Origin of the sequence: Maritalea mobilis (assembly GCF_019800885.1) — a bacterium.
GTDB lineage: Bacteria > Pseudomonadota > Alphaproteobacteria > Rhodobacterales > Rhodobacteraceae > Roseibacterium > Roseibacterium beibuensis.
In genome coordinates this window covers 397,710-421,401 of sequence record NZ_JAHVKE010000001.1, presented here as the reverse complement: position 1 = coordinate 421,401, position 23,692 = coordinate 397,710, and the positions used below count along the sequence as shown (strand labels likewise).

Below are 23,692 nucleotides of genomic sequence, written 5' to 3'. Positions count from 1 at the left end.
CGGGGCAAGGGGGTCAAGACCCCTTGCCCCGCGACACCGGGCGACGGCAACGCCGGCGCAATCCTTCAGGAAAACAGAACCATCGCCCGGGGATCCCAGGCCAGGTGCGCCGGCGCGCCCCGTTCGAGAACCCGCCGCCCCGGCATGTTGCGCATCGAGACCGACACCTTGTTCGGCGCGCCATCGATCAGCACGTCGTAATAGGTCATGTCCCCGTAATATACGACCTCTTCGACCACGCCTTCCGCGCTGCGCCCGCCCTCTGGGCTCTGGCCTTCGAACAGAATGGTCAGGCTTTCGGGGCGCAGACCGATCCGGGCCGCCCCGACGATGGCACCGCCCGGGCATTGCGCCGCGTCAAGCTCGGCCCGGCCCAGGCCCGCGACCTCCACCTCGGCCCTACCATCCGAGACAGAGATGACATCGGCGGGCAGGAAATTCATCATCCCGATGAACTCGGCCACGCGGCGTGAGTTCGGGCGCCGGTACAGCAATTCCGGATCATCAAGCTGCGCGATCTCGCCCTCGAACATCACCGCGATGCGGTCCGACATCACCAACGCTTCTTCCTGGTCGTGGGTCACCAGGATGAAGGTGATGCCCACCTCGCGCTGCAGTTTGATCAGCTCCACCTGCATCTGCTCGCGCATCTTCTTGTCGAGCGCGGACAGCGGCTCGTCCAACAGCAGCACCTTGGGCTTCAGGATCAGGGCGCGGGCCAGCGCCACGCGCTGCCTTTGGCCCCCGGACAGGGCATGGGCCGCGCGCCGCCCGTAATCCTTCAGCCCCACCATCTCCAACGCCTCGGCCACGGCGCGTTTCTTCTCGTCGCCGGACATGGATGTCCGGCGCAGGCCGAAGGCCACGTTCTGGGCCACGCTCAGATGCGGGAAGATGGCGTAGGACTGGAACACCATGTTGGTCGGGCGCTTGTTGGGCGGCACCCCCTCCATGTTGCGGCCGTTCAACTGGATATGCCCCGAGGAGATATCCTCGAACCCCGCGATGGCGCGCAGAAGCGTGGTCTTGCCGCAGCCCGACGGCCCCAGCAGCGAAAAGAACTCGCCCTGCCGGATCTCGGCCGAGATGCCGCGCAGCGCGTGGTAGTCGCCGTAATACTTGTGCACATCGTCCAGCGTGATGATGGCAGGCGGCGGTGTCGTGTCCTTCACAGGAACCCTCCGGTATCTTCAAGCCCCGCGCGCTTCAGGCCGCGGCGGCGGAAAAACTCGGCCACCACCAGCAGCAGGACCGACAGCGTCACGAGGATCGTGCCAAGCGCCATCACCACCGGCAGCCGCGCCGGGAAGCGCAACTGCCCCCAGAGATAGACGGGCAGCGTCGGCTCGTTGCCCGACAGGAAGAAGGCGATGATGAACTCGTCCAGCGAGATGGTGAAACAGATCAGAAGCGAGGCGATGATGCCCGGCAATACCAGCGGGAAGGTCACGAGGCGAAAGGTCGAGAGCGGCGTCTCGCCCAGGTCGATCGCGGCCTCTTCCAGGCTCTGGTCCATGTTGGCAAAACTGCCCTGCAGGATCGCGATGGAAAACGGCATGCACAAAAGCGAATGGCCAAGGATGATGGTCCACAGCCCGCTGTCGAGGCCAAGCTGCATCAGCACCGCCAGAAGCGAGATGGCGACGATCACCTCGGGCAGGACCAGCGGCAGCATGATGAAGCCAAGGATGCCGGGCTTGCCGGGAAACTTGTAGCGCGTCGCGGCACGGGCGGCGAACAGCCCGAGCGACGTGGCCAGGATCGCGACCGAGACCGCGATGATCAGCGAGTTCAGCGTCGCCTCGTGCAACGCGGGCGTGTCCAGCAGGGCCGCGAACCATTCCAGCGTGAAGCCCTGCAGCGGAAAGGCGATGACCGTCCCGTCGTTGAAGGCAAAGAGCGGCAGCAGCACGATCGGCGCATAAAGGAACGCCAGATACAGGATCGCGTAGACCTTGAGCCCCCCGCCCCTCATCGTTTCGGCCCCGTCCAGAGGCGAGTCAGCAGGATCAACCCGATGGAAATGACGGCCACCGTACCCATGGCGAGCACGGCCAGCGTGGCGCCCATGGGCCGGTTGTTCAGGTCGAAGATCTGCGCGTAGATCATGTTGGCGATCATCGTGCCGCCCGACCCGCCGACAAGGCGCGGGGTGACGTAATCGCCCACGGTCGGGATGAAGACGATAAGGGCGGCCGCCAGCACCCCCGGCATGGCCAGCGGCAGGGTCACGCGGAAGAAGGTCATGGCATGGCTTTCGCCAAGGTCGCGCGCGGCCTCCAGCAGGCTGCGGTCAATGCGTTCGAGGCTGACGAAGATCGGCAGGATCGCGAAAGGCGCGAAGGCATGGGCCAGTGTCACGACCACGGCATTGGCGTTGTAGAGGATGAAGCCAAGTGGCTCGTCGATGATGCCGAGGCCCAGAAGCGTGCCGTTTACCGGCCCGTCATAGGCCAGGATCACCCGCCACAGGAAGACGCGGATCAGGTAGCTGGTCCAGAACGGGATCGTGATCAGGAACAGCCACAGCGACTTGCGGTTCGGCGCCACGCGAAAGCTGATGAAATAGGCGATGGGAAAGGCCGTCACCACCGTGACCAGGGTCACCATCCCCGAGATCCGCAGCGAGCGGAACATCAGCTCTCGATATAGCGGGTCGCTCAGCGCCTCTTCGTAATTTGCGAAGGTGAAGGTGCGGTCGATGGTCAGGAATTGCTGCGTCCAGAAGCTCAACAGCACGATGGTCGCCAGCGGCGCCGCCAGCAGAAGCAGGGAATAGACCAAGGGCGGGCTGACGATGGTCAGGCCCTTTCCCGCTTCGCTGCGCAATGCTCGTCTCAGCCCCGAATGGCTCTCGCCCATGTTGCGGGTGTCCCTTTCCGCACGGGGCCTGTTCGCATCCCCGGTTCCCGACGATGGCGACATGCTGGCGAAGCTGCAAGAGGAAGCTTGCGGTGCAGGCTTTCTTCGACGGCGTTTTTCGGAGGGACCGGCGCGAAAGGATCACTTTTTGAGCGTCTCGAAAAGGGCTCCACCCCGGCAGGTTGCAACGTCGTGGACGGGGGGCTTTTCGTGGGTGCCGTGGCGCGCCCGGACGGGCCGGTGCGCGCCACGAGCATGGCAACGCGGTATCAGAGGCTGGTCTCGACCCGGGTCGGATTTGCCATCGACGCGTTCGGCTTCGGCAGATCGCTGTCTGCGTCGGTCAACAGGGCGTTGTCGAAAAGGCCCTTCTTGCCTTGCAGAGCCTCGGCCGCGTCCGTGGGAAGGGTCTCGACGGCTTGCGCGGGTTTTGCCAGGTTGCCCTGCTGGCCGTCCGGCATCGCCGACGTGGTAGCCAGCGCCAGGCCGGGCGCGGCAAGGATGAACAGAGAAGAAAGAACCATGCGTTTCATGATCATGTCTCCAAGGTCCAGAGGTGGTGGTGTTGAACCGGCGGAGCGATGGCACATCGGCCTGCTGCCCCGCACGCCGAAAGATTTGGAAAACAGTGCCCCGGGTTGAAGACCCGCTCACGCATCTGTGAGTGAGCATCCGGCTGCCGGGCAAAAGGCCGCTCACGACAGGCGTTCGGTGACGCACAGCACGGCCTGTGCCTCCTCCACGCGGGGATTGAAAGGGTATGTCATGGGGGCCGCCGCAGCCGGCGGCTCCCTGTGATCCCAATGAGCAAGCGTACCCGTTGACTGCGCGGGTCGCACAGGGTCAGAACGAGGGATGAAAAGCCCTATCGCCGTCGGTGCCGCCCTTCTGCAATGGCTGATCAGCGCGATGCTGCTGTTGCCGGCGCTCGACCCCGCCCTCGCCGCGCGGGTCGACATCGTGATGTTCCTCGCACCCGGCCTGCTTTTTCTGGGCAGTGGCCTTTACCTGTTCGTCCGGGCACCCAGACCTGGTGAAGATCCAAGGACTTGGCAGATGATCCTGGCGTTTTTTCCGCCGTATCTCATCTTGGTGATCACGCTGCCCTTCATCTTGACCGCAATCGCGCGCTAGCCCTCCCGATACACTCAAGTAATCGCTGTTCACGCATATCCCGAAGCGTTTGTTTTTCAAAAGAAAAAAGGCCGCCCAAACGAGCGGCCCTTTCCGAAATCTGTCTGACGCCGGATCAGCGCTTGGAGAACTGGAAGCTGCGGCGAGCCTTGCGGCGGCCGAACTTCTTGCGTTCCACGACGCGGCTGTCACGGGTCAGGAAGCCAGCGGCTTTGAGCGCGCCCCGCAGGGACGGTTCATAGAGCTGCAGCGCCTTCGAGATGCCGTGCTTGACCGCACCGGCCTGACCGGACAGGCCGCCGCCCTTGACGGTGGCCATGACATCGAACTGGTCCTCGACACCGGCGACGGTGAAGGGCTGGCGCAGGATCATCTGCAGCACGGGACGTGCGAAATACGCGTCCATCGGCTTGCCATTGACCACGACCTTGCCGGAACCGGGCTTGATCCAGACGCGGGCAACCGCGTCTTTCCGCTTGCCGGTGGCGTAGGAGCGGCCAAGCGCGTCGCGCTGCGGCTCCCGCGGGGTTTCGTCCATGGTGACGGCGGCGGGGGCATCCGCCCCGTCCACGGCGCCTTTCAGCGCATCGAGCGAAGAGAGAGTCTCGGCCATTGTCATGCGCTCCGGGTGTTCTTGGGGTTCATCGACTTGACGTCGAGCACTTTGGGCTGCTGGGCCTCGTGCGGGTGCTCGGCACCGGCATAGACACGCAGGTTGGTCATCTGCTGGCGCGACAGCTTACCGCCCGGCAGCATGCGCTTGACGGCCTGCATGACGACGCGCTCGGGATGCGCCCCTTCAAGGATCTGGCCGGTGGTGCGGGACTTGATGCCGCCCGGATAGCCGGTGTGCCAGTAGTTCGGCTTGTTGCGCTTGTTGCCCGTCAGCTGCACCTTGTCGGCGTTGATGACGATGACGTTGTCGCCCATGTCCATGGACGGCGTGAAGGTCGGCTTGTGCTTGCCGCGCAGCCGCATGGCGATGATCGAGGCGAGACGGCCGAGTACGACGCCTTCGGCGTCGATCACGATCCATTCCTTCTCGATATCCGCCGGGGTAGCGGTGAAGGTTTTCATCGGGTCAGTCCTTTCGGGGGCCGGGATCCGGCCGGAAACACATGGGGGCACGCATGCAAATACGCGCCCCTTGGGTGGATGGCGGTGTTCTAAGCATTTCCCGCGCCCCGTCAAGCGGCACTTTTTGCCTAAAATCACGCAATTTCCGTGGCTTATGATTACGGTACTATTTTACCCCATATCATCGCAGCCCTTTTTGCCTCCCAAAAGCAAAGCACCGCCCCGGTTTCGGGGCGGTGCGCTGCAGTCACGTCCAAATCAGGCCGGGGCTCAGTCGCCCAGTTTGTCGCGGAAAAACAGCGATTCCACGGTGTAGACGAGGATCGACATCCCGATCGCCCCCATGACAGCGATGCCGAGAAAGACGATGACGTCCACTGGCCCACCGATATCGCTGAGGTTCGAGCTTGTCATGAACATCACGAACCAAACGGCAAGGACTGCCCCCACCGGCATGAAGAGTTGCGCGATCAAAAAGCGCCGCATGCCAAGGTTATGATCCCGGATCAGCACGTACAGATATCCGACCGTGATGATGGCGGCGACAGCCACCATGCTCCAGAACAGGCCAGTTCCGAAGATCTCTTCGAACACGGCGATCATTGTCTCAAGGGTTAGTTCTTCCATGTTCCGGTCTCCTCAGGCCTGGCCGCGCAGCATGGCGTTATAGGTGGCTTTCAGGGCGACTTCCTTCATCAGCCAGCTGATCCACAGCTCTTCCAGCGGGGCGATCACGCCGGGGAAGGACGGGGTCAGGTTGTTGTTGTAGTCGAACTCGATCAGCATGGCGCGCCCGATCCGCGTGATCAGCGGGCAGGAGGTGTAGCCGTCATAGGTTTCCGTGCCGTCCTCGCCCTGGATGGCAGCGACGAGGTGATCCTCGACCACCGGCACCTGGAACTTGACGCTGGCTGCGGTCTTGCCCTTGGGCACACCCGCTACATCGCCCACCGCCCAGATATTGTCATAGCGATTGTGGCGCATCGTATATTGGTCGCAATCGACCCAGCCCTGGTCCGTCCAGCGATCGGCCCAGCTGAGGCCCGAATCGCGGATGAACTGCGGCGCGCGCTGAGGCGGGATGATGTGGATGTAGTCGTAATCCTGCTCTTCGGTGCCGTCGGGCGTCTCGAAGGTCGCAATCTTTCGCTCAGCGTCGATGGCGCGCAGCGTGCGCTGGTAGCTGTAGTCGATATCACGGTCGCCAAACAGCATGCGCACGCGTTCGGACACGATCGGCACGCCGAACAGGCTGGTCTGCGGGGCTGCATAGAGGATCTCGGCCGCGCCGCGATTGTCGGCCCGGCGCAGGCGGTCGTCGATCAGGAACGTGTGCTTGAGCGGCGCGCCGGCACATTTCATCTCGGTTTCCGGACGGGTGAAGAGCCCCCTGCCCCCTTCCTCGACGAAACGCGACGCCGCTTCCCAGGTTGCCGCGGCATCTTCGGGCCCGCCATAGAGCGCGCCGATGCCGTTGGTGCCGATCATGTCGCGCGAGAACCCCTCGATGGCCTCATGGTCGAGCATCAGGCCCGGCGCGAGCACAAGGAAATCATACTCGACGCTTTCGCCACCTTCGGTGTCCACGCGCTGCACTTCCGGGTCCACGGCCGAAACCGCGTCCTCGACAAGGGTCACGCCATCGGGCAACCATTCGGTCGTCGTGCTGACGACGTAGTCCGCCGGTTTCAAGCCCGCCGCGACAAGCGACAGGCCCGGTTGATACAGGTGGCGCACCCGCGGGTCGATCAGCGTGATCTGAGCCCCGTCCAGGCGGTCGACCAGCCGGTTGACCAGCGCCGTGCCGGCGGCCCCTGCCCCGATGATCACGATGCGGGCAGTGGTCTGCACGGTTTGCGCCCGCGCCTCGGCGCCCGGCAGGGTGGCGGCAGCGCCCCCCGCAGCGGCCATGGCCAGAAAGGCCCGGCGGCTGGTGTTGAAATTCTCTGTCATTCGCATGTCTCCCGAGTCCGTGACGCGTCTCTGATTTGGCATGCAATAGTGTGCAAGGTTAAATTACGACTTTGACATATATCAAATCACTCGCCTTCAGGGCGAATTTGTCGCGACCTGTGAAAATTCCCTCTTGATCCGACTCAGGCGCGGCCTTAGGTGCCCCCTCACGAACCGGGACCGATCCCAACTTCGGCAGCTGCCGGGGGGGCGCTAAGGACCCACCACATCACTCTACTGGTAAGAAGGGGGAGCGCCATGGACAGCGCCGACCTCTTCCAACTGGGGACTGGTCTGGAGACAGGCGCCCATGCGGAAGAATCCCGCAGCCAAACGGCTGCACGCGATATTTTTGACGACACCCGTGACGATCACTTCATCCGCCGTGATGGCGCGGTGTTTGCCGGCACGCACCTGATCATCGAAGTCGAGAACGGCCACGGGCTGGATGACGAGGATCGCATCCAGCAGGCGTTCCGTGACTGCGTGGATGAATGCGGCGCCACGCTGCTGCACATCCACACGCACAAGTTCTCGCCCCAGGGCGTGAGCGGCGTCGCCGTTCTGGCCGAAAGCCATATCTCGGTGCACACTTGGCCCGAGATCGGCTACGGCGCCTTCGACGTGTTCATGTGCGGCGACGCGCAACCGTGGAAAGCCGTGGACGTGCTGCGCCGGGCCTTCGGCACCGAGACCGTGCACGTCAAGGAACTGCGCCGCGGCGAAGGCCTCGTGAGCGAGGTCGTGGCCGCCTGATCGCGGCTGTCATCCTCGAAAGAACCGGGCCGCGCGCACCCCGCCGCGGCCCGCATCCGTTTCAAGCCATAACATCCGGGGGACACATCATGACCGATCGCACCGACTGGCCCGCCGACTGGAACATCGAGCGTCTGCACGACGATCACCTGCAGGGTCTGCGCATCACGACCGAGTTCTACGACAGCGCGACCGAGCACCAGCGTATCCGCGTCTTCGAGAACCCGACCTTTGGCCGGATCATGACGCTCGATGGTGTGGTGCAGGTCACCGAGGCCGACAATTTCATCTATCACGAGATGCTGACCCATGTGCCGATCCTCGCCCATGGCAACGTCAAGCGCGTACTGATCGTCGGCGGCGGCGATGGTGGCATGGCCCGCGAGGTGCTGAAGCATGACGGGGTCGAGCAGGTCACCATGGTCGAGATCGACGGCGGCGTGGTGGACTTCTGCAAGCAATACCTGCCCGGCATCTCGGCGGGGGCCTTCGACGACCCGCGCCTTGATCTCGTGATCGCGGACGGCGCGGGCTTCATGAAGGAGAACGCCGATTTCTACGACGTCATCATCGTCGATTCCACCGATCCGGTCGGCCCCGGCGAGGTTCTGTTCACCGACACCTTCTATGGCCACGCCCGCGCCCGCCTGGCCGAGGGCGGCATCCTCGTGACCCAGAACGGGGTGCCCTTCCTGCAGGGCGAAGAGCTGACCAACACGATGCGCGCCTTCCGCGCGTTGTTCTCGGATGCCACCTGCTACCTCGCCACGATCCCGACCTATGCGGGTGGGCCGATGGCCTTCGGCTGGGGCACCAACGGCACGGCGCGTCAGACGGACCTCGCCACCTTGCGCGCACGGTTCGAGGCGGCGGGACTGTCGACCGACTACTACACGCCCGAAGTGCACCAGGGCGCCTTTGCCCTGCCCCCCTACGTGGCGCGGCTTATCCCGTAAACGGGGCGTTTTCCTCGAGGAAAACGGACGAAAATCTCGAGATTTTCGGCGGGGCGGAGACCGGGAGGTCTCCGCCCCGTTCAGTCATTCCGGAACGCAGATCTCGCCCCGCCCGATCGCCAGCGCCGTGCGCAGGATCAGGCCCGCCACGACAAGCACCAGCACGCCCAGAACGATCAGACCGATGGCGTCATGCACCGTGCTCCCGGTTTGCGCGCCGTAAAGGAAGGACGAGATGGACAGCGCCGCCAGGGGAAAGCTCAGCGCCCACCAGCTGAGCGCGAACGGCAGTTTGGCAAGTTTGGGCAGTTCCATGAACACCAGCGCGGCAAAGACATAGCCCATGTTCACCAGCAGGATGCCGAACGTATCGACCTCACCCACCAGCCGGAAATAGGAGACGAAGCCCACGGCGGGCGGCGCAATCAGGATCAGCATGGTCGGCAACAGCTTGCCCGGCAGCGGATTGTGAAAGATCAGCCGGTTGAAGACCAGAACCAGCAGCACGATCCAGAAGATCAGACCGGCGGAAAAGAACAGCCAGCTGATGTCGGTATAGCCCATCTGCGCACCGGCCACCGGCACGATGATGTTGCCCACCGCCGGGATGAACCACGCGGGGTTCAGGTGCCCGACCTCGAAAGCGCGGTGGCTGATCCAGCTATGGATGACCGACAGCGTCAGAACGCCCTGCAGGACCGTCCCGATCACCCAGAAGATCCGCGCGATCGCGGGGAAATCGGTGTTCATCGCCGTCGCCATCAGAAGCAGCGAGATCGAGATCGTGGGGAAGAAGGCCAGTTTCACCGGGTGATGCCATTCGGCCACCACCGCGCTTGGGTAGCGCAGGACCTTGGTCAGGTAGACCAGCGCTATGGCGGCAAAGGCCGCGATCCCGACCCAGAGCATCCCTTGCGCCAGCGGCTCGGCCCAGCTGTGTGCGTGCGAGGCCGCGCGCAAGGCCAGCGTCAGGCCGAAAAGGCCCATCAGGATGGCGTGGAATGTCACGGGCAGATGCTCCAGCCGGCTATGGCTGGCGGCGGGGGCGGTGGTGTCGGTCATGTCGGTCCCTTCCCGGCAATTCGATTGCAGGTGTCAACTAGATCTTCTAGCGGGATTGTACCACGGGTGCAGCGTCACAGGGTGTCGCAGCCAGGACGGCTCAGCGTTCGGGCGGAATCGAATAGGTCAGGGAGGCGCGCGCGACCGGCGCGTCCGAGCCTTCCGAGAACATCAGGCATTCGCCCACCGCCAGCACGCGGCCCAGCTTCAGCAGGCGGCACACGCAGATCAGGTCGGCCCCCGCCGCCGGTTTGCGCATGAAATCGATCGAGCAATTGGTCGTCACGGCCAAGGCCTTGGGCCCGATCATCGCCAGCACGGCAAGGTAGACCGACACATCGGCCAGCGCGAACATCGAGGGCCCCGAAACGGTGCCGCCGGGGCGCAGGTGCCGCTCGGCCACGGGCAGGCGGACACGGATCGCCTTCTCGCCAACCTCTTCGATGATGAAATCTCCGGCGGTCTGCGGAAACTCCCGCTCCAGAAACGCGTGCAGATCGGCCTCGGTCATCACGACTGGCATGAATGGCTCCCTTCCTGTTTCCCCCACCCTCGATTGCCGCTAACGTGCCGCCGGGATGGGACGGTGGCAAGGGAGGCATCCACCATGACGGACGATATTCTTCTGCGCGAGGACCGGGGCGCGATCACGCACCTGACGCTGAACGCACCGGGCAGCCTGAACGCGCTGTCTGACGCCATGCTGGCGCGGCTGACCGAAACCTTCACGGACCTGATCCAATCCAGGACACAGCGCGTGATCGTGCTGAAGGGCGTGGGCAAGGCGTTTTGCGCGGGCCATGACCTGAAAGAGATGAAGGCCAAGCGCGAGGGCGGCAATGGCGCGGCCGAGTTGCGCGACCTTTTCGACCGCTGCGCGCGCATGATGCAGTTGATCCCCCGCCTGCCCCAGCCGGTCATCGCGCAGACCCACGGCATCGCAACGGCCGCCGGGTGCCAGCTTGTCGCCTCCTGCGACATGGCGGTCAGCGCCGAGAGCTGCCGCTTCGGGGTGAACGGCGTGAATATCGGCCTCTTCTGCTCGACGCCGATGGTGGCGCTCAGCCGCAACGCCCCGCGCAAGCAGGTGTTCGAGATGCTGACCACGGGCGAGTTCATCGACGCCCACCGCGCGCGGGAGTTGGGCCTTGTGAACCGCGTTGTTCCCGACAATGCGCTGGACGAGGAAACCGAGGCGCTCGCCGCGCTTGTCGCCAGCAAGCTGGGCAGCGCAGTGCGGATCGGCAAGCGCGCCTTCTACGACCAGATCGACCTGCCGCTGGACAAGGCCTATGAGCTGACCGGCGCGGTGATGGTCGAGAACATGCTCGACAAGGGCACGGCCGAAGGGGTGGATGCCTTCATCGAAAAGCGCAAACCCGACTGGAACCAGCCCGGCTGAGCGAAACCCCGCGCCGCGATCCTTGGGCCCTTACACCCCGTAGATCGCGGCGAATTTCGCGTCGAGATAGTCGAGCAGCGGCGCTTCGCTGATCTCGCCTCCCGTGGCTTCCATGATCGTCTCGCGCGGCGGGCGTAGCCCGCCATGGCGTTGCAGCCGTTCGCGCAGCCAGAAGGTCGCCGGCGACGGGTCGCCCTCGGCCAGATGTGCGTCGAGATCGGGAATGTCGCGGCGCATCGCCTCGTTCAGGCAGCCTGCGTAAACGTTTCCGAGGCTGTAGGTCGGGAAATACCCGAACAGGCCTACCGACCAGTGCACGTCCTGCAACATGCCATGGCTGGGCCGGTCGACCTTGACGCCGAAATCGGCCTCGAACCGGTCGTTCCAGGCCGCCTCCAGGTCCGCCACCGCCAGATCGCCCGAGATCAGCGCACGTTCCAGATCGAAGCGCAGCATGATGTGCAGGTTGTAATGCACCTCGTCGGCCTCGGTCCGGATGAAGCCCGCGTTCACGCGGTTGACCGCAGCGTGGAAGGCCGCCTGATCGTGCAGGCCGATATCGTCGAAATGCGCCCGCATGCGGTTGAATAGCCAGCTGGTGAAAGGGGCCGACCGGCCCAGCTGGTTCTCGTAGATGCGGCTTTGGCTTTCATGCACCCCCATCGACACGCCCTGCCCCAGCGCGGTCAGGCCATAGGCCTCATCGATATTCTGTTCGTAGGTGGCGTGGCCGACCTCGTGGATCGTGGAGTAGAGGCAGCCGAGCGGTTCGCCTTCGTCCACGCGGGTGGTGATGCGCACGTCCTTGCCCGACCCCGAAGAGAACGGGTGCACCGCCTGGTCGATCCGGCCATGCAGGAAATCGTAGCCAAAGGCCCCCGCGACCTCGTGGGCGAGCGCCAGTTGCCTGTCTTCAGGGAAGGCGCCGGTCAGGCCCTTGGGCGGCGTGCCCTGCCCCAGCACCCGTTCACGCAACGCGACAAGGCGCGGGCGCATCCGATCGAACAGCGCCGCGATCTCGTCGCCGCTCATGCCCGGCTCGTAATCGTCGAGAAGCGCGTCGTAGAGAGTGCCGTCGGATCCGGCCAGCGCCGCAGCTTCCTGTCTGCGCAGGTTCACGACCTCTTCCAGGGTGGGCAGGAAATGCGCCACGTCATCGGCCGCGCGGGCCCGCGCCCAGATGCCCTGCGCCAGCGAGGTGGTCCGCGCCAAGGCCGTGGCCAGATCTGCGGGAACCTTCATCGCCCGCTCGTATCCGCGCCGGATCAGGCGAAGCTGTGCCGCCTCGGCTTCGGTCGTCGCCTCGGCCTTTTCCAGCCACTCCCCGACCCTCGGGTCGGTGCGGCGGGCGTGCAAAACCGATTCCAGTGCCGCCATCTCGTCCGAGCGCTGCTCGGCCGCGCCCTTAGGCATGACCGTTTCCTGGTCCCAGCCGAGACGGCCCATGACCTGCGCCAGCGCTTCGGTCTCGCGTTGAAAGGCGAGAAGATCGGTCAGTGCACTCATAAGCTCAGCCTCGGACAGATTGTTTCAGGGGATACATCGACAGGAACCGCGCGCGCAGGATCAGCACCATCAGCACCACCGCCCCGAACTGGTGCAGGATGGCGAGGTACCACGTGGCCGAGGTCATGACCGTCACCACGCCAAGAAAGATCTGAACGACCATCATCGCCATCATGTCGTTGAAGGCCGTGCGCGTCGCCTTGCGCGCCGATCTCAGGCTCGCGATCCAGGCCCCGAGCGCCACAAGCACCAGCAGGTAGCCCAGCATGCGGTGGATGAACTGCACCGTGCCGTCATTCTCGAACAGGTTCCGCCAGACCGGTTCGATCGCCCACATGCCCGGCGGGGTCAGGCCACCGGCCATCAAGGGCCAATCGGTGTAGTTGCGGCCCGCGTCGATCCCGGCCACCAGCGCGCCCACGATGATCTGCAGGAAGGCCAGGTGCATCACGCCGGTCGACATGCCCTTGAGCTTGCGGTCCCCCTCGCGCCGGGCCGAGAACAACTCGGCCTGTTCGCGGCCAAGGCGCATGACATACCACGCGATCAGCGACAGGATCAGGAAAGCCAGCCCCAGATGCGTCGCCAACCGGTAGGAGGCGACATCGAGCATCCCCTCCTGCAGGCCCGAATGCACCATCCACCAACCGATCGCGCCCTGCGCGCCGCCAAGCGCGCCAAGAAACAGCAAGCGTCCCGTCCAGCCCTTCGGGATATTGCGCGTCGCCAGCAAACCGAGGAAGCCCACCGCCCAGACCAGACCGATGAACCGGCCAAGCTGGCGGTGGCCCCATTCCCACCAGTAGATGAACTGGAACTCCGCCATGCTCATGCCACGGTTTTGCAACTGGTATTCCGGGATCGCGCGGTAGGCGTCGAACTCGGCCTGCCAGTCGGCCTCGGACAGGGGCGGGATGGCGCCCGAGAGCGGCGCCCATTCGGTGATCGACAGGCCCGAATCCGTCAGGCGCGTCAGACCTCCGACGGCGATCATCACGACGACCAGCGCGAACAGGATCATCAGCCAGCCCCGCACCAGCCGCCGCGCGCGTGACCGGTCGCGACTGACGCCGCCCGGCGTGGCGGCGGGCTTCTGTGTTTCGGTGACCTCTTCGAAAATGCTGCGACGCTCGGCCATGGCCCGTCTCCCCTCACATCTCGGGGTCAGACCTATCCCGCGCCCGCGCGGCCTTCAAGCGCCTGCGACGGCCTGACCACGCCCGGCCCGACCCTTCATCTTGGCAAAAAACCTCCGGGGGAGCGCGCGGCCCGCGCGCGGGGGCAGAGCCCCCTACCCGTCACGGCGCTTCTCGGCCCAGCGGACCATCTGGCGCAGCATCCCGTGAAGCACCTGAACATCGGCCCGCGTCAGGGGCAGGCGCGACCACATGTTGCGCAGGTTCAGCTTCATCCCCTCGGCCTTCAACTCGGGAAAGAAGAAACCCGCCTCCTCCAGCCGCTCCTCGAAATGATCGCCCAGCTTCTCGATCTCGAGGCCCGTCGCGAATTCGGTCTTCGCCATTTCCATCACCTCGGGCGGCGCCTCGACCGTCTCACGTCGCCATTCATAGGCGGTCAGGAGCACGCATTGCGCGAGGTTCAGGGAGGGGAAAGCCGGGTTCACCGGCACCGACACGATGGCATTGGCGAGCGCGATATCGGCGTTTTCCAGCCCCGCGCGTTCCGGACCGAAGAGGACAGCCACCTTGCCGCCCTCGGCGGTGATCGCGCGGGCCTGCTGCATGGCGCGCTCGGGCGTGACGACGGGTTTGGTCAGGCCGCGCTCGCGGGCGGTGGTCGCGAAGACGTAGGTGCAATCGGCCACCGCTTCCTCCACGCGGTCGAAGAGGCCCGCCTCGTCCAGCAACCGCCCCGCCCCGCTGGCCAGCGCAACGGCGCGTTCGTTCGGCCAGCCGTCACGCGGGCCCACGACCCGCATCCGGTCGAGGCCGAAATTCCACATCGCGCGCGCGGCGGCGCCGATATTCTCACCCATCTGCGGGCGAACAAGGACAAAGGCGGGCTGGCCGCCGGGATCACGTGGTTCCATGGGGCCGGCGATACCGCGCAGGCTGCATAGGCGCAAGCGTCCCCCTTGCGAGGACGCCCCGGGGCGCGTATCGACGCGGGCGCAACGTGAAGGAACCCCGCATCATGGCCGAGACCGAGCGCCCGCAGATCTACCTCGTGACGCCCCACAGCTTCGACCCCGAGGCCTTTGCGCCGGAGCTTGCGCGCATTCTCGATTCAGTCGAGATCGCCTGTGTCCGGCTGGCCTCGACCAGCGAGGATGAAAGCGAGGTGGCCCGTGCCGCCGATGCCTGCCGCGAGGTGGCCCATGCCCGCGACGTGCCGCTTGTGATCGAACGCCATATCGCGCTGGTCGAGCGGCTTGGCCTCGATGGCGTGCACCTGGCCGATGGCGCGCGCTCGGTGCGCGCGACGCGCAAGGCCCTGGGCGGCGATGCGATCCTCGGCAGCTATTGTGCGGCCTCGCGCCATGACGGTCTGGTCGCGGGCGAAGCGGGCGCCGATTACATCAGCTTCGGCCCTGTCGGGGAAACCGGCCTTGGGGACGGGACGCGCGCCGAGCGGGATCTCTTCGCATGGTGGTCGCAGATGATCGAATTGCCGGTCGTGGCCGAAGGGGCGCTCGATGTGGAGCTGATCGCCGAGTTTGCCCCGGTCGTGGATTTCTTCGCACTTGGCGCAGAGATCTGGCGCGCCGACGATCCGGTCACAGCCTTGAACGACCTGCTCAAGCCGCTGGGGTGAGCCGCGAGGCAATCGGGCCACGCTCGGGCCGCCAGCGGCCGTCGCGCGCCCCGGTCGGCGCGTCACGCGCCTCTGCGCCTCCGGCGGGCATATTTTCGGGATAAAGATGCAACCAGGGTGGGCGAACGGGCCTCAGCCTTGGCTTTGACCACTGTCGAAGCCAGCCCTGACCTTGGCCTCCGCCGCGCGGGCAAGCGATTTGCGGTCGGCGAACTCCGAGACCTTCAGCGGCGCGTGATAGATCACATCGACCGCCCCCTGGCGCGGGGCGGCAAGGATTTGCAGCAGGCTTGCACCGAACTCCATCTCGCCCCACCAGCCATAGAAACGCGGATCCGCCCCCTCGGGCGCGTGGTAGCGCAAGGTGATCGGCTGCACCCACAGGATGTCGCGCAGGCGATCCGAGAAGAAGGCCGCGAAGAGCGTCGTCTTGAACGGCAGCACGCGGCGCGAATCCGTCGAGGTGCCTTCGGGAAAGAACAGGAGCTTGTGGCCCGCGCGCAGGCGGTCTTCGAAGAGCCGCGTCTGCGCCGCCGCCTCGGCCCGGTCGCGGCGGATGAACACCGTGCCCGTCCCGCGCGCAAGCCAGCCGATGCCCGCCCAGCCACGCACCTCGGCCTTGGACACGAAATACAGCCGTTTCGACGCGTTCAGCGTGAAGATGTCGAGCCAGCTGGAGTGATTGGCGACGAAGGCCCCGCGTTGCGCCATCGGGGCGCCGATCACGCGCCGGCGAAGCCCCATGGCCCTGCACGACCAGATGCAGACGAATTGCGTGATGAAGGGCGTGACCGGCCGGTTCAGACCGAAAACCAAACGCTCCGGCAGCCGCAGAAGAAGGAGCAGAGGAAAACAGATCGTCAGCAAGAGCAGTATCGGCCCACCGCGCCGGATCACGCGCAACCAGTCGCCCAGCCCCAGCTTGCGGGGCGGCGGCGGCGGGGCATCGCCCTCCCAGGTCACGCTCATGAACGGATCTCCGCACCGCGTTGATAGATCGCGCGGTGTTTTTCCGACATGCGCGCCACGTCCATGACGAGGCAGACGTCGATGCAGTTGAAGGGATGGTCGATGAAGGCCCCCTCGCCCACGAAGCCGCCCAATCGCAGATACGCCTTGATCAGCGCCGGCATCTGGCGGACGGCGACCGGACGATCCAGCGCCTGTTCCGCGATCAGGTCCATGCGGGACGCGCCGGGCGGCTTGGCGCGCGGGCGAATATCGGGCGGGGCCAGGTGGCGATGATGCAGGAGCGACAGGGGCGCGGCCAGCGGCGCCGGATCGGTGCCGTGGAAACTCGCCACGCCGAACATCACCTCGATCCCGTGATCGGCGATATACTCGGCCAGCCCGTTCCAGAGATGCATCATCGCGGTGCCGCCGCGATAGTCGCGATGCAGGCAGGACCGCCCGAGCTCCAGCAAGGGCCGCCCCGAGGCGCGCAGCGGCGTCAGGTCATATTCATCCTCGGAATAGAATTGGCCCGCCGCTTCGGCCTGGTCGCAGCGCATGACACGGTAGACGCCCACGACCTCGTCCTCGGGCGCGCGCCGGTGATCGAGGAGAAGCAGGTGATCGAAGAACGGGTCGAACCGGTCGGCCTCCAGCCTGGCGTCGTGATCGACCAGCGGGCCGTCACCGCCCAGTTCCGCGACGAACACCTCGTAGCGCAGCCGCTGCGCGGCCCTGCGCTCGGCCTCGGTGTTGGCCAGGCGCAGTTCGAAATGGGGATCGTCGATCTGCATCCGGGGTCGTCAGGTCACTTCGTGCATGGGCGCGTCCGGCGCGCGGCGTTGTTCAGGACCTATCCTACCGATGCCACCGCGCGCAAGCGACGCGCGGCAGGGGCGGCGTTAAGCCCGTGTTAACCGCCGGCGCGTAGGATAGGTTCAGACACAGGAATAAACCGGCTTTAGGGGAGGAATTCCATGATCAGCGTCACGCGCCGACCGTCGATGACAACCTTGCCCTCATGCTCGAAATTCACCGTGATGCGGCCGTCGATGTTGGACTGCACCTGCCCCAGCCCCCAATCGGGGCGATCGGGGTGGCGCACGAACATCCCCGGTTCCAGCATCGCGTTCAGCGCATCAGACATGGGATCCCTTTCATGATGGATGACCACAGCCATACCGTGCATCCGACGCAGACGCTTGCCGAATTGATTGGTTCGCGGCTCTGCCACGATCTAAGTAACCCTTTGGGGGCGATCGGCAACGGGGTCGAGTTGATCGAGATGACGGGCGCGGCAGACGGGCCCGAGATGGAGTTGATCCGCGATGCCGTGGCCGATGCGCAAGCGCGAGTGCGGTTCTTTCGCCTCGCCTTCGGCGCGGCCGGCCCGGACCAGGTGACCAGCACGCGCGAGGCGGCGGCGGCCTTGACCGGTTATCACCGCGCCGGACGCATCAATTCCAGTTGGAACGTTGCCCCGGATCTGGCGCGTCGCGATGTGAAACTGGCGTTCCTGATGGTCCTGTGCGCCGAGTCCGCCCTGCCGATGGGGGCCGAGCTGGAGGTCAGCCATACCGCATCGGGCCAATGGCAGGTGCGGGCCGAGGCTCCGCGCGTCGCCATGGACGAGGCCTTGTGGTCTGTCCTGCGCTTTGGCCCCTCCGCCGCGGGCCGCGCCTTGCGCCCCGCCGAGGCGCAGTTTCTCGCGCTGCACGTACTGGCAGAAACCCTTGGCGTGACGATCAATTACGTGGCTGACGACGGCGGGCTCAGGATGTCGACGACTTAGGCCGATCAGGACACGGGACGCATCCCCTCGCGGAACCGGCGCATGCGCTGGCGGTAATGCTCGGCCGAGGCCAAAAGTTTTTCCTGCGCGGCGGCATCCAGGTCGCGCACGACCTTGCCCGGCATCCCCATGACGAGGGATCCATCAGGGATTTCCTTGCCTTCCGGGATCAGCGCACCGGCGCCGATCAGGCAGCCCTTGCCGATCTTCGCGCCGTTCAGAACCGTCGCGCCCATCCCGATGAGGGACCCGTCGCCGATGGCGCACCCGTGCAGCATCGCCTTGTGCCCGATGGTGCAGTTCGCGCCGATGGTCAGCGGATAGCCCATATCGGTATGGAACACGCAGTTTTCCTGCACGTTCGACCCGGCGCCCACGCGGATTTCCTCGTTGTCGCCGCGCAGGGTCGAGCCGAACCAGACGGATGCGCCCGTCTCCAGCACGATGCGGCCGATCAGGTTGGCATCGGGCGCCACCCAGCTGTCCTCGGCAATCTCGGGGGCAACCCCGTCCAGCGCGTAGATCATGCTTCTCCCTCCTCGAATTCTTCGTGCAACCGGCGCACATGGCCCGCAAGACCCGGCTGCTGTTCGCGACGCAAACGCTCGGCGGTGACGATGGTTGTCAGACGCTCGAAGGTCGCGTCCAGATCGTCATTGACCAGAACGTAGTCGTAGCCGTCCCAATGGCTGATCTCGTCCCAGCTTTTCTGCATCCGCTTGGCGATCACGTCAGGGCCGTCCTGCCCGCGCGAGATCAGCCGCCGCTTCAACTCGGGGATCGAGGGCGGCAGGATGAAGATCGACAGCGTGTGACGGCCCAGTGCGGAATTGCGGATCTGCTGCGCGCCCTGCCAATCGATGTCGAAGAGCACGTCGCGCCCCGACTCGATCGCATCCGACACCGGCGCCATGGGCGAGCCGTAGAAATTGCCGAAGACATGGGCGTGTTCCAGCATTGCCCCACCCGCGACCATGGCCTTGAACTCCGCCTCGCTGAGGAAGCGGTAATCCTTGCCGTCCACCTCGCCGGGGCGCGGTTCGCGCGTCGTGGCCGAGACCGAGAAGCTGAGCGTCGGGTCCCAGCCCATCAAGCGCTTGGCCAGGGTGGACTTCCCGGCGCCCGAGGGCGAGGACAGGATGATGAGCAGGCCGCGTCGGGCCACGGGGTCGGCGGGCATGGTCACTCCACGTTCTGAACCTGCTCGCGGGTCTGGTCGATGGCGAGTTTGAGGTCAAGGCCGATGGCCGTCAGCGCGGCATCGCCCGATTTGGAGCAGAGCGTGTTGGCCTCGCGGTTGAACTCCTGCATCAGGAAATCGAGCTTGCGGCCCACCGGCCCGCCCTTGGCGATCAACGCGCGCGCAGCCTCGACATGGGCGCGGAGGCGGTCGAGTTCCTCGGTCACGTCCGATTTCACGGCGAGCAGCGCGAGCTCCTGGGCCAGCCTTGCCTCGTCGAGATCGCTTTCCTCGATCAATTTCGCAAGGTTCGCGCGAAAGGTGTCCTTCTGCGCCTCGGCGCGGGATTTGGCGGCCTCCTCGGCGGCGTCGGTCAGGGCGGCGATCTGGTCGATCTGGGCAGTCAACACCTTGGCCAAGGCGGCCCCTTCGGATGCGCGCATCGCCTGAAACGCATCGATAAGTGGGCCAGCATCGGCCAAAAGGACCTCCGGCGACGGCAGGTTGGGCCCCTCCCCCGCATCGGCAACGCCGCGCAGCGATAGGATATCGGCGGGGCTGGGATCGGTCAGCACCATGCCCTGCGCTTCGGCGGCGGCGCGCACCTGCGCTATGGCGTGCAGCACGGTCTCCAGCGCGTCGATGTTCAACCCGGCGCCACTCCCGGTCGCCGTTTTGGCAAGGCGCAGGTTCAACGTGACCGACCCGCGGGCGAGCCGCCGGGACAATTCCTTGCGCAAGGGCGCTTCCAGCGCGCCCAACCCATCGGGCAGGCGCAGGCGCAGGTCCAGGCCGCGGGCATTCACGCTGCGCAATTCCCAAGACCAGGCCGCCTCGGCCGACGCGCCCTCGCGCGCGGCATAGCCGGTCATCGACGCGATCGCGCCAGCCGATACATCGTTAACCAATGGTAAACTCTCCCTCTGCCCCGGTTAAGCACTCCGGGCTATCCTTGGATGGGACCGGAAAAGCCCGCCTGCGTCAACCGGCCCACAAGCCGCGCACCGCAGCCAAGCCGGGGATGGAGGCCAAGCGACATGGGACAGGACAGCACGATCGCCGATCTCGGAGCGCACCCCGCCATCGCGGCCCTTCACGGCGATGCCATGCTGCGCGACGCGGTGGTGTATTGGAATGGGCTGCGGCAAGGCCGCCTCGTGCCGGCGCGGTCCGAGATCGACCCCGGGGCCTTGTCCGATCTGCTTGGTCACGCGGCCATGCTGGAACGCCCCCGCCCCGGCACGATCCGGTTTCGCCTGGCAGGCGGGCGCATCTCGGCCCTGATGGGGCTGGAGGCGCGGGGCATGCCGTTTCGCACGCTTTTCGACCTGGATCAGCGCCCGCGTGTGACCAAGGAGGTGGAGGCGAGTTTTGACACCGTATCGCTCTTGTTCGGGTCACTGATCCCGCGCGACGCGCCGCCGGGTGAACGCCCCGAAACCCACATGGTGCTGATGCCCTTGAGCGATACGTCGGGCGCCGTGACGCGGGCCCTGTTTCTGCTTGGCGAGGGGGCCTGTCGCACCGTGCCGTCGGTGCCCTGCCGCTGGCGTGTGACACACACCCTGCACGTTCCCTTGCGGCCCGGGGTGTCGGTGATGCCCGGGCGCCCCGCGCCCCTGCCCCCGACCGCACGCCAGTTCCGCGTTATCCAGGGCGGGCTGGCCTGAACAGCAAACCGCCGCGCCCTTTCGGACGCGGCGGTTTCATTCCGGGCTATGGGCTATGCGTCAGCTGACGGCACGCATCCCTTCGCGGCTTTTCTGCAGTTCCTCGGCCACGAGGAAGGCCAGTTCCAGCGACTGGTTCGCGTTCAGGCGCGGATCGCAGGCGGTGTGGTAGCGCGAGGACAGGTCCTCGTCGCTGAGCGCATGCATGCCGCCGGTGCACTCGGTCACGTCCTTGCCGGTCATCTCGAAATGCACGCCGCCGGGAACGGTGCCCTCGGCGCGGTGGATCTGGAAGAACTCCTGCACCTCGCGCAGGATCGAGTCGAAGGGGCGCGTCTTGTAGCCGGTGGAGGACTTGATGACGTTGCCGTGCATCGGGTCGCAGCACCACAGGACGTTGGCACCTTCTTCGCGCACCGTCTGGATCAGACGCGGAAGGTTGTCGCCGACCTTGCCCGCGCCGAACCGCGCGATCAGGGTCAGGCGGCCGGCCTCGTTATTCGGGTTCAGCTTGGCCATAAGGACCTTGAGGTCCTCCGCCGTGGTGGTCGGGCCGCATTTCAGGCCGATCGGGTTCTGCACGCCGCGGCAGAACTCCACATGCGCGCCGTCGGGCTGGCGCGTCCGGTCGCCGATCCAGATCATGTGGCCAGAGCCCGCCAGCCATTTGCCCGAGGTGCTGTCGAGACGGCACAGCGCCTCTTCGTATTCCAGCAGCAGCGCCTCGTGGCTGGTGTAGAAATCGACCGTGCTGAGCTCGTGGTTGGTTTCGCCCGTCAGGCCCGCCGCCGACATGAAGTCGAGGCTGTCCTGGATACGGTTGGCCATGTCCCGGTAGCGTTCGGCCCCGTCGCCGCCGATGAACCCCAGCGTCCAGCTGTGAACGCGATGGATATCGGCGAAACCACCCGTCGAGAAGGCGCGCAGCAGGTTCAGCGAGGCAGCCGCCTGCGTGTAGGCCTGCAACATGCGGGTCGGGTCCGGGATGCGCGCCTCGGGCGTGGGCGCGATATCGTTGATGATATCGCCCTTGTAGGACGGCATCTCGACGCCACCGATCACCTCGGTCGGCGCGCTGCGGGGCTTGGCGAACTGACCGGCCATGCGGCCGACTTTGACCACGGGCACCTTGGCGCCATAGGTCAGCACCATCGCCATTTGCAGCATGACCTTGAAGGTGTCGCGGATCGTGTCGGCGGAAAACTCCGAGAAGCTTTCGGCGCAATCGCCGCCCTGCAGAAGGAAGGCTTCGCCCCGGCTGGCCGCGGCCAACTCGTCGCGAAGGCGACGCGCCTCACCGGCGAAGACCAGCGGCGGATACTGGCGCAACTTCGCTTCCACGCCGTCGAGGGCAGCGGCATCCGGATAGTCGGGCATCTGGATCCGGGGCTTGTCGCGCCAGGTCGATTTGGTCCAGGCTTGGGTGGTCATCGTGGCCTCCACATCTCTCTTCGAGGGCCGTCTATACGCGACGTGGACCACGGGGCCAATCCCGCATTTGGCGTTTCGCGGGGATTGCGCCCGCCGAAAAATGGTGCTTTCGCTGTTTGAACGGGCAAAGGACAAGCGCGGGGCGAACGGTCCCCACGACAGGAGGCGCAACCAGGCCATGACGACACGGAACGAGCCATTGCACTCGGCGCTGCCGACCAAACGTTTCGTTTTCGTCCTGCTCGATCAGTTCACGATGCTCTGCTTTTCCAGCGCGGTCGAGGCGCTGCGGATCGCCAACCGCATGTCCGGCCGTCCGCTTTACAGTTGGCTGCTGGCTGGAGAAGGCGGCGATTTCGCCCAATGCAGCGCGGGGATCAGGTTCCAGCTCGACTGCGACCTGGACGAGGTCAACCGCGACGATACCATCCTGGTGTGTGGCGGGATCGACGTGCAAGGCGCCACCACCAAGCGCGTGGTCAGCTGGCTGCGCCGCGAGGCGCGAAAAGGGCCGGTCATCGGCGGGCTGTGCACGGCGGGCTACACGCTGGCCAAGGCCGGTTTGCTGGACGGCAAGCGCGCCACGATCCACTGGGAAAACCAGGACAGCTTCACCGAGGAATTCGAAGAGGTGACGCTGACCAAGTCGGTCTTCGTGATCGACGGCAAGCGCATCACCACGGCGGGCGGGACGGCCTCGATCGACCTGATGCTCAAGATCATTGCCGAGGATCATGGCGAGGACCTCGCCAATCTCGTGGCCGACCAGCTGATCTATACCTCGATCCGGACCGACCAGGACACGCAGCGCCTGTCGATCCCCACCCGCATCGGCGTGCGCCACCCGAAACTGGGTCAGGTGATCCGGATGATGGAGCAGAATATCGAGGACCCGATCAGCCCGGCGCAACTGGCCGCCGAGGTGGGCATGTCCACCCGGCAGTTGGAACGCCTGTTCCGGCGCTATCTCAACCGCTCCCCCAAGCGGTATTACATGGAACTTCGCCTGGCCAAGGCGCGCAACCTGCTGATGCAGACCGACATGAGCGTCATCAACGTCGCCATGGCCTGCGGCTTTGCCAGCCCGTCGCATTTCTCGAAATGCTACCGCGCGCATTACGACACGACGCCCTATCGCGAGCGCGGATCGCAAGCCGGGCGCGTCAAGGCCACCGAGGCCTGAGC

Annotated in this window: 28 protein-coding genes; 8 read left to right on the top strand and 20 right to left on the bottom strand. The window is 65.5% G+C overall.

The window, feature by feature from the left end; all coding sequences use genetic code 11:
* Positions 1-65: 65 nt before the first annotated feature.
* The 4 genes from KUV65_RS02105 to KUV65_RS02090 all read right to left on the bottom strand — a co-directional run bounded on the left by KUV65_RS02105 (position 66) and on the right by KUV65_RS02090 (position 3,401).
* A complete protein-coding gene (locus tag KUV65_RS02105; protein ID WP_308124483.1) occupies positions 66-1,172 on the bottom strand; it encodes an ABC transporter ATP-binding protein in 1,107 nt (368 codons plus the stop codon).
* Entirely contained in the window at positions 1,169-1,975 is an 807-nt protein-coding gene (locus tag KUV65_RS02100) for an ABC transporter permease (RefSeq protein ID WP_222187207.1), read from the bottom strand. Before KUV65_RS02100 ends, KUV65_RS02105 begins: the two co-directional genes overlap by 4 nt.
* Entirely contained in the window at positions 1,972-2,862 is an 891-nt protein-coding gene (locus tag KUV65_RS02095; protein WP_222187206.1) for an ABC transporter permease, read from the bottom strand. The genes KUV65_RS02100 and KUV65_RS02095 overlap by 4 nt, the downstream gene beginning before the upstream one ends.
* 269 nt (positions 2,863-3,131) lie before the next feature.
* The gene (locus KUV65_RS02090; protein WP_222187205.1) at positions 3,132-3,401 is read right to left on the bottom strand and encodes a hypothetical protein; all 270 of its coding nucleotides are present in this window, start codon (positions 3,399-3,401) and stop codon (positions 3,132-3,134) included.
* A gap of 316 nt (positions 3,402-3,717) precedes the next feature.
* Here KUV65_RS02090 and KUV65_RS02085 point away from each other — a divergent pair, with 316 nt between their 5' ends.
* The gene (locus KUV65_RS02085) at positions 3,718-3,996 is read left to right on the top strand and encodes a hypothetical protein (RefSeq protein WP_222187204.1); all 279 of its coding nucleotides are present in this window, start codon (positions 3,718-3,720) and stop codon (positions 3,994-3,996) included.
* A gap of 115 nt (positions 3,997-4,111) precedes the next feature.
* Here the strand turns inward: KUV65_RS02085 and rpsI are convergent, their stop codons facing one another.
* From rpsI to KUV65_RS02065, 4 genes are all read right to left on the bottom strand, one after another.
* A complete protein-coding gene (gene rpsI, locus KUV65_RS02080) occupies positions 4,112-4,609 on the bottom strand; it encodes a 30S ribosomal protein S9 (protein ID WP_222187203.1) in 498 nt (165 codons plus the stop codon).
* A 2-nt stretch (positions 4,610-4,611) separates the two neighbouring features.
* Complete coding sequence (rplM, locus tag KUV65_RS02075) at positions 4,612-5,073, bottom strand: 50S ribosomal protein L13 (RefSeq protein ID WP_222187202.1); 462 nt, start codon at positions 5,071-5,073, stop codon at positions 4,612-4,614.
* Positions 5,074-5,343: 270 nt separating this feature from the next.
* Positions 5,344-5,700 (bottom strand): DUF5368 domain-containing protein, encoded by a 357-nt coding sequence (locus KUV65_RS02070; RefSeq protein WP_222187201.1) that lies wholly within the window; start codon positions 5,698-5,700, stop codon positions 5,344-5,346.
* A 12-nt stretch (positions 5,701-5,712) separates the two neighbouring features.
* Positions 5,713-7,032, bottom strand: coding sequence for an NAD(P)/FAD-dependent oxidoreductase (locus tag KUV65_RS02065; RefSeq protein WP_222187200.1), 1,320 nt, complete (start codon positions 7,030-7,032; stop codon positions 5,713-5,715).
* Between the two features lie 252 nt (positions 7,033-7,284).
* Here KUV65_RS02065 and speD point away from each other — a divergent pair, with 252 nt between their 5' ends.
* Together speD and speE are read left to right on the top strand one after the other, a co-directional pair.
* Positions 7,285-7,782: an adenosylmethionine decarboxylase gene (gene speD, locus KUV65_RS02060; protein ID WP_222187199.1), complete on the top strand. Its 498-nt coding sequence runs from the start codon at positions 7,285-7,287 to the stop codon at positions 7,780-7,782.
* Between the two features lie 89 nt (positions 7,783-7,871).
* The gene (gene speE / locus KUV65_RS02055; RefSeq protein ID WP_222187198.1) at positions 7,872-8,738 is read left to right on the top strand and encodes a polyamine aminopropyltransferase; all 867 of its coding nucleotides are present in this window, start codon (positions 7,872-7,874) and stop codon (positions 8,736-8,738) included.
* Between the two features lie 84 nt (positions 8,739-8,822).
* Here the strand turns inward: speE and KUV65_RS02050 are convergent, their stop codons facing one another.
* Positions 8,823-9,800, bottom strand: coding sequence for an SLAC1 anion channel family protein (locus KUV65_RS02050; protein ID WP_222187197.1), 978 nt, complete (start codon positions 9,798-9,800; stop codon positions 8,823-8,825).
* Positions 9,801-9,900: 100 nt separating this feature from the next.
* Complete coding sequence (locus tag KUV65_RS02045; protein WP_222187196.1) at positions 9,901-10,323, bottom strand: PaaI family thioesterase; 423 nt, start codon at positions 10,321-10,323, stop codon at positions 9,901-9,903.
* 84 nt (positions 10,324-10,407) lie between these two features.
* On the opposite strand from KUV65_RS02045, the gene KUV65_RS02040 reads away from it, so the two are divergent.
* Positions 10,408-11,202 carry an enoyl-CoA hydratase gene (locus KUV65_RS02040; RefSeq protein WP_222187195.1) on the top strand — a complete coding sequence of 265 codons (795 nt, stop codon included), beginning with the start codon at positions 10,408-10,410 and terminating at the stop codon, positions 11,200-11,202.
* Between the two features lie 30 nt (positions 11,203-11,232).
* On the opposite strand, the gene KUV65_RS02035 is transcribed toward KUV65_RS02040, so the two are convergent.
* The 3 genes from KUV65_RS02035 to KUV65_RS02025 all read right to left on the bottom strand — a co-directional run bounded on the left by KUV65_RS02035 (position 11,233) and on the right by KUV65_RS02025 (position 14,758).
* Positions 11,233-12,708 (bottom strand): carboxypeptidase M32, encoded by a 1,476-nt coding sequence (locus tag KUV65_RS02035; RefSeq protein ID WP_222187194.1) that lies wholly within the window; start codon positions 12,706-12,708, stop codon positions 11,233-11,235.
* A gap of 4 nt (positions 12,709-12,712) precedes the next feature.
* Positions 12,713-13,846 (bottom strand): heme A synthase, encoded by a 1,134-nt coding sequence (gene ctaA / locus KUV65_RS02030; RefSeq protein WP_222187193.1) that lies wholly within the window; start codon positions 13,844-13,846, stop codon positions 12,713-12,715.
* A 153-nt stretch (positions 13,847-13,999) separates the two neighbouring features.
* Entirely contained in the window at positions 14,000-14,758 is a 759-nt protein-coding gene (locus KUV65_RS02025; protein WP_222187192.1) for an RNA methyltransferase, read from the bottom strand.
* A gap of 104 nt (positions 14,759-14,862) precedes the next feature.
* Between KUV65_RS02025 and KUV65_RS02020 the strand changes: the two genes are divergently transcribed.
* A complete protein-coding gene (locus KUV65_RS02020) occupies positions 14,863-15,483 on the top strand; it encodes a thiamine phosphate synthase (protein WP_222187191.1) in 621 nt (206 codons plus the stop codon).
* Between the two features lie 132 nt (positions 15,484-15,615).
* On the opposite strand, the gene KUV65_RS02015 is transcribed toward KUV65_RS02020, so the two are convergent.
* From KUV65_RS02015 to KUV65_RS02005, 3 genes are all read right to left on the bottom strand, one after another.
* The gene (locus tag KUV65_RS02015; protein WP_222187190.1) at positions 15,616-16,452 is read right to left on the bottom strand and encodes a lysophospholipid acyltransferase family protein; all 837 of its coding nucleotides are present in this window, start codon (positions 16,450-16,452) and stop codon (positions 15,616-15,618) included.
* Positions 16,449-17,228, bottom strand: coding sequence for a GNAT family N-acetyltransferase (locus KUV65_RS02010; RefSeq protein ID WP_222187189.1), 780 nt, complete (start codon positions 17,226-17,228; stop codon positions 16,449-16,451). Before KUV65_RS02010 ends, KUV65_RS02015 begins: the two co-directional genes overlap by 4 nt.
* A gap of 167 nt (positions 17,229-17,395) precedes the next feature.
* Positions 17,396-17,581 (bottom strand): DUF3553 domain-containing protein, encoded by a 186-nt coding sequence (locus KUV65_RS02005; RefSeq protein WP_259554135.1) that lies wholly within the window; start codon positions 17,579-17,581, stop codon positions 17,396-17,398.
* A 12-nt stretch (positions 17,582-17,593) separates the two neighbouring features.
* On the opposite strand from KUV65_RS02005, the gene KUV65_RS02000 reads away from it, so the two are divergent.
* Positions 17,594-18,226 (top strand): histidine phosphotransferase family protein, encoded by a 633-nt coding sequence (locus KUV65_RS02000; RefSeq protein WP_222187188.1) that lies wholly within the window; start codon positions 17,594-17,596, stop codon positions 18,224-18,226.
* Between the two features lie 5 nt (positions 18,227-18,231).
* Here KUV65_RS02000 and KUV65_RS01995 read toward each other — a convergent pair whose 3' ends face one another.
* The 3 genes from KUV65_RS01995 to KUV65_RS01985 are packed head-to-tail and all read right to left on the bottom strand — an operon-like array spanning position 18,232 to position 20,314.
* Positions 18,232-18,753, bottom strand: a complete 522-nt coding sequence (locus tag KUV65_RS01995; RefSeq protein WP_222187187.1) for a gamma carbonic anhydrase family protein — start codon at positions 18,751-18,753, stop codon at positions 18,232-18,234.
* Entirely contained in the window at positions 18,750-19,406 is a 657-nt protein-coding gene (gmk, locus tag KUV65_RS01990; RefSeq protein WP_222187186.1) for a guanylate kinase, read from the bottom strand. The genes KUV65_RS01995 and gmk overlap by 4 nt, the downstream gene beginning before the upstream one ends.
* Positions 19,407-19,408: 2 nt before the next feature.
* The gene (locus KUV65_RS01985) at positions 19,409-20,314 is read right to left on the bottom strand and encodes a YicC/YloC family endoribonuclease (protein ID WP_261331567.1); all 906 of its coding nucleotides are present in this window, start codon (positions 20,312-20,314) and stop codon (positions 19,409-19,411) included.
* Positions 20,315-20,443: 129 nt separating this feature from the next.
* On the opposite strand from KUV65_RS01985, the gene KUV65_RS01980 reads away from it, so the two are divergent.
* The gene (locus KUV65_RS01980) at positions 20,444-21,076 is read left to right on the top strand and encodes a PAS domain-containing protein (protein ID WP_222187185.1); all 633 of its coding nucleotides are present in this window, start codon (positions 20,444-20,446) and stop codon (positions 21,074-21,076) included.
* Positions 21,077-21,136: 60 nt separating this feature from the next.
* On the opposite strand, the gene KUV65_RS01975 is transcribed toward KUV65_RS01980, so the two are convergent.
* On the bottom strand, positions 21,137-22,507 hold the full coding sequence (locus KUV65_RS01975) for a class II 3-deoxy-7-phosphoheptulonate synthase (RefSeq protein ID WP_222187184.1): 1,371 nt from the start codon (positions 22,505-22,507) through the stop codon (positions 21,137-21,139).
* A 178-nt stretch (positions 22,508-22,685) separates the two neighbouring features.
* Here KUV65_RS01975 and KUV65_RS01970 point away from each other — a divergent pair, with 178 nt between their 5' ends.
* Positions 22,686-23,690: a GlxA family transcriptional regulator gene (locus tag KUV65_RS01970; protein ID WP_261331566.1), complete on the top strand. Its 1,005-nt coding sequence runs from the start codon at positions 22,686-22,688 to the stop codon at positions 23,688-23,690.
* Positions 23,691-23,692: the final 2 nt, after the last annotated feature.

What these genes read in the sequence shown, in the direction of transcription:
- KUV65_RS02100 (WP_222187207.1), bottom strand. Translation starts at nt 1,975, where the DNA reads ATGAGGGGCGGGGGGCTCAAGGTCTACGCGATCCTGTATCTGGCGTTC.
- KUV65_RS02095 (WP_222187206.1), bottom strand. Translation starts at nt 2,862, where the DNA reads ATGGGCGAGAGCCATTCGGGGCTGAGACGAGCATTGCGCAGCGAAGCG.
- KUV65_RS02090 (WP_222187205.1), bottom strand. Translation starts at nt 3,401, where the DNA reads ATGATCATGAAACGCATGGTTCTTTCTTCTCTGTTCATCCTTGCCGCG.
- KUV65_RS02085 (WP_222187204.1), top strand. Translation starts at nt 3,718, where the DNA reads ATGAAAAGCCCTATCGCCGTCGGTGCCGCCCTTCTGCAATGGCTGATC.
- rpsI (WP_222187203.1), bottom strand. Translation starts at nt 4,609, where the DNA reads ATGGCCGAGACTCTCTCTTCGCTCGATGCGCTGAAAGGCGCCGTGGAC.
- rplM (WP_222187202.1), bottom strand. Translation starts at nt 5,073, where the DNA reads ATGAAAACCTTCACCGCTACCCCGGCGGATATCGAGAAGGAATGGATC.
- KUV65_RS02070 (WP_222187201.1), bottom strand. Translation starts at nt 5,700, where the DNA reads ATGGAAGAACTAACCCTTGAGACAATGATCGCCGTGTTCGAAGAGATC.
- KUV65_RS02065 (WP_222187200.1), bottom strand. Translation starts at nt 7,032, where the DNA reads ATGCGAATGACAGAGAATTTCAACACCAGCCGCCGGGCCTTTCTGGCC.
- speD (WP_222187199.1), top strand. Translation starts at nt 7,285, where the DNA reads ATGGACAGCGCCGACCTCTTCCAACTGGGGACTGGTCTGGAGACAGGC.
- speE (WP_222187198.1), top strand. Translation starts at nt 7,872, where the DNA reads ATGACCGATCGCACCGACTGGCCCGCCGACTGGAACATCGAGCGTCTG.
- KUV65_RS02050 (WP_222187197.1), bottom strand. Translation starts at nt 9,800, where the DNA reads ATGACCGACACCACCGCCCCCGCCGCCAGCCATAGCCGGCTGGAGCAT.
- KUV65_RS02045 (WP_222187196.1), bottom strand. Translation starts at nt 10,323, where the DNA reads ATGCCAGTCGTGATGACCGAGGCCGATCTGCACGCGTTTCTGGAGCGG.
- KUV65_RS02040 (WP_222187195.1), top strand. Translation starts at nt 10,408, where the DNA reads ATGACGGACGATATTCTTCTGCGCGAGGACCGGGGCGCGATCACGCAC.
- KUV65_RS02035 (WP_222187194.1), bottom strand. Translation starts at nt 12,708, where the DNA reads ATGAGTGCACTGACCGATCTTCTCGCCTTTCAACGCGAGACCGAAGCG.
- ctaA (WP_222187193.1), bottom strand. Translation starts at nt 13,846, where the DNA reads ATGGCCGAGCGTCGCAGCATTTTCGAAGAGGTCACCGAAACACAGAAG.
- KUV65_RS02025 (WP_222187192.1), bottom strand. Translation starts at nt 14,758, where the DNA reads ATGGAACCACGTGATCCCGGCGGCCAGCCCGCCTTTGTCCTTGTTCGC.
- KUV65_RS02020 (WP_222187191.1), top strand. Translation starts at nt 14,863, where the DNA reads ATGGCCGAGACCGAGCGCCCGCAGATCTACCTCGTGACGCCCCACAGC.
- KUV65_RS02015 (WP_222187190.1), bottom strand. Translation starts at nt 16,452, where the DNA reads ATGAGCGTGACCTGGGAGGGCGATGCCCCGCCGCCGCCGCCCCGCAAG.
- KUV65_RS02010 (WP_222187189.1), bottom strand. Translation starts at nt 17,228, where the DNA reads ATGCAGATCGACGATCCCCATTTCGAACTGCGCCTGGCCAACACCGAG.
- KUV65_RS02005 (WP_259554135.1), bottom strand. Translation starts at nt 17,581, where the DNA reads ATGTCTGATGCGCTGAACGCGATGCTGGAACCGGGGATGTTCGTGCGC.
- KUV65_RS02000 (WP_222187188.1), top strand. Translation starts at nt 17,594, where the DNA reads ATGATGGATGACCACAGCCATACCGTGCATCCGACGCAGACGCTTGCC.
- KUV65_RS01995 (WP_222187187.1), bottom strand. Translation starts at nt 18,753, where the DNA reads ATGATCTACGCGCTGGACGGGGTTGCCCCCGAGATTGCCGAGGACAGC.
- gmk (WP_222187186.1), bottom strand. Translation starts at nt 19,406, where the DNA reads ATGCCCGCCGACCCCGTGGCCCGACGCGGCCTGCTCATCATCCTGTCC.
- KUV65_RS01980 (WP_222187185.1), top strand. Translation starts at nt 20,444, where the DNA reads ATGGGACAGGACAGCACGATCGCCGATCTCGGAGCGCACCCCGCCATC.
- KUV65_RS01975 (WP_222187184.1), bottom strand. Translation starts at nt 22,507, where the DNA reads ATGACCACCCAAGCCTGGACCAAATCGACCTGGCGCGACAAGCCCCGG.
- KUV65_RS01970 (WP_261331566.1), top strand. Translation starts at nt 22,686, where the DNA reads ATGACGACACGGAACGAGCCATTGCACTCGGCGCTGCCGACCAAACGT.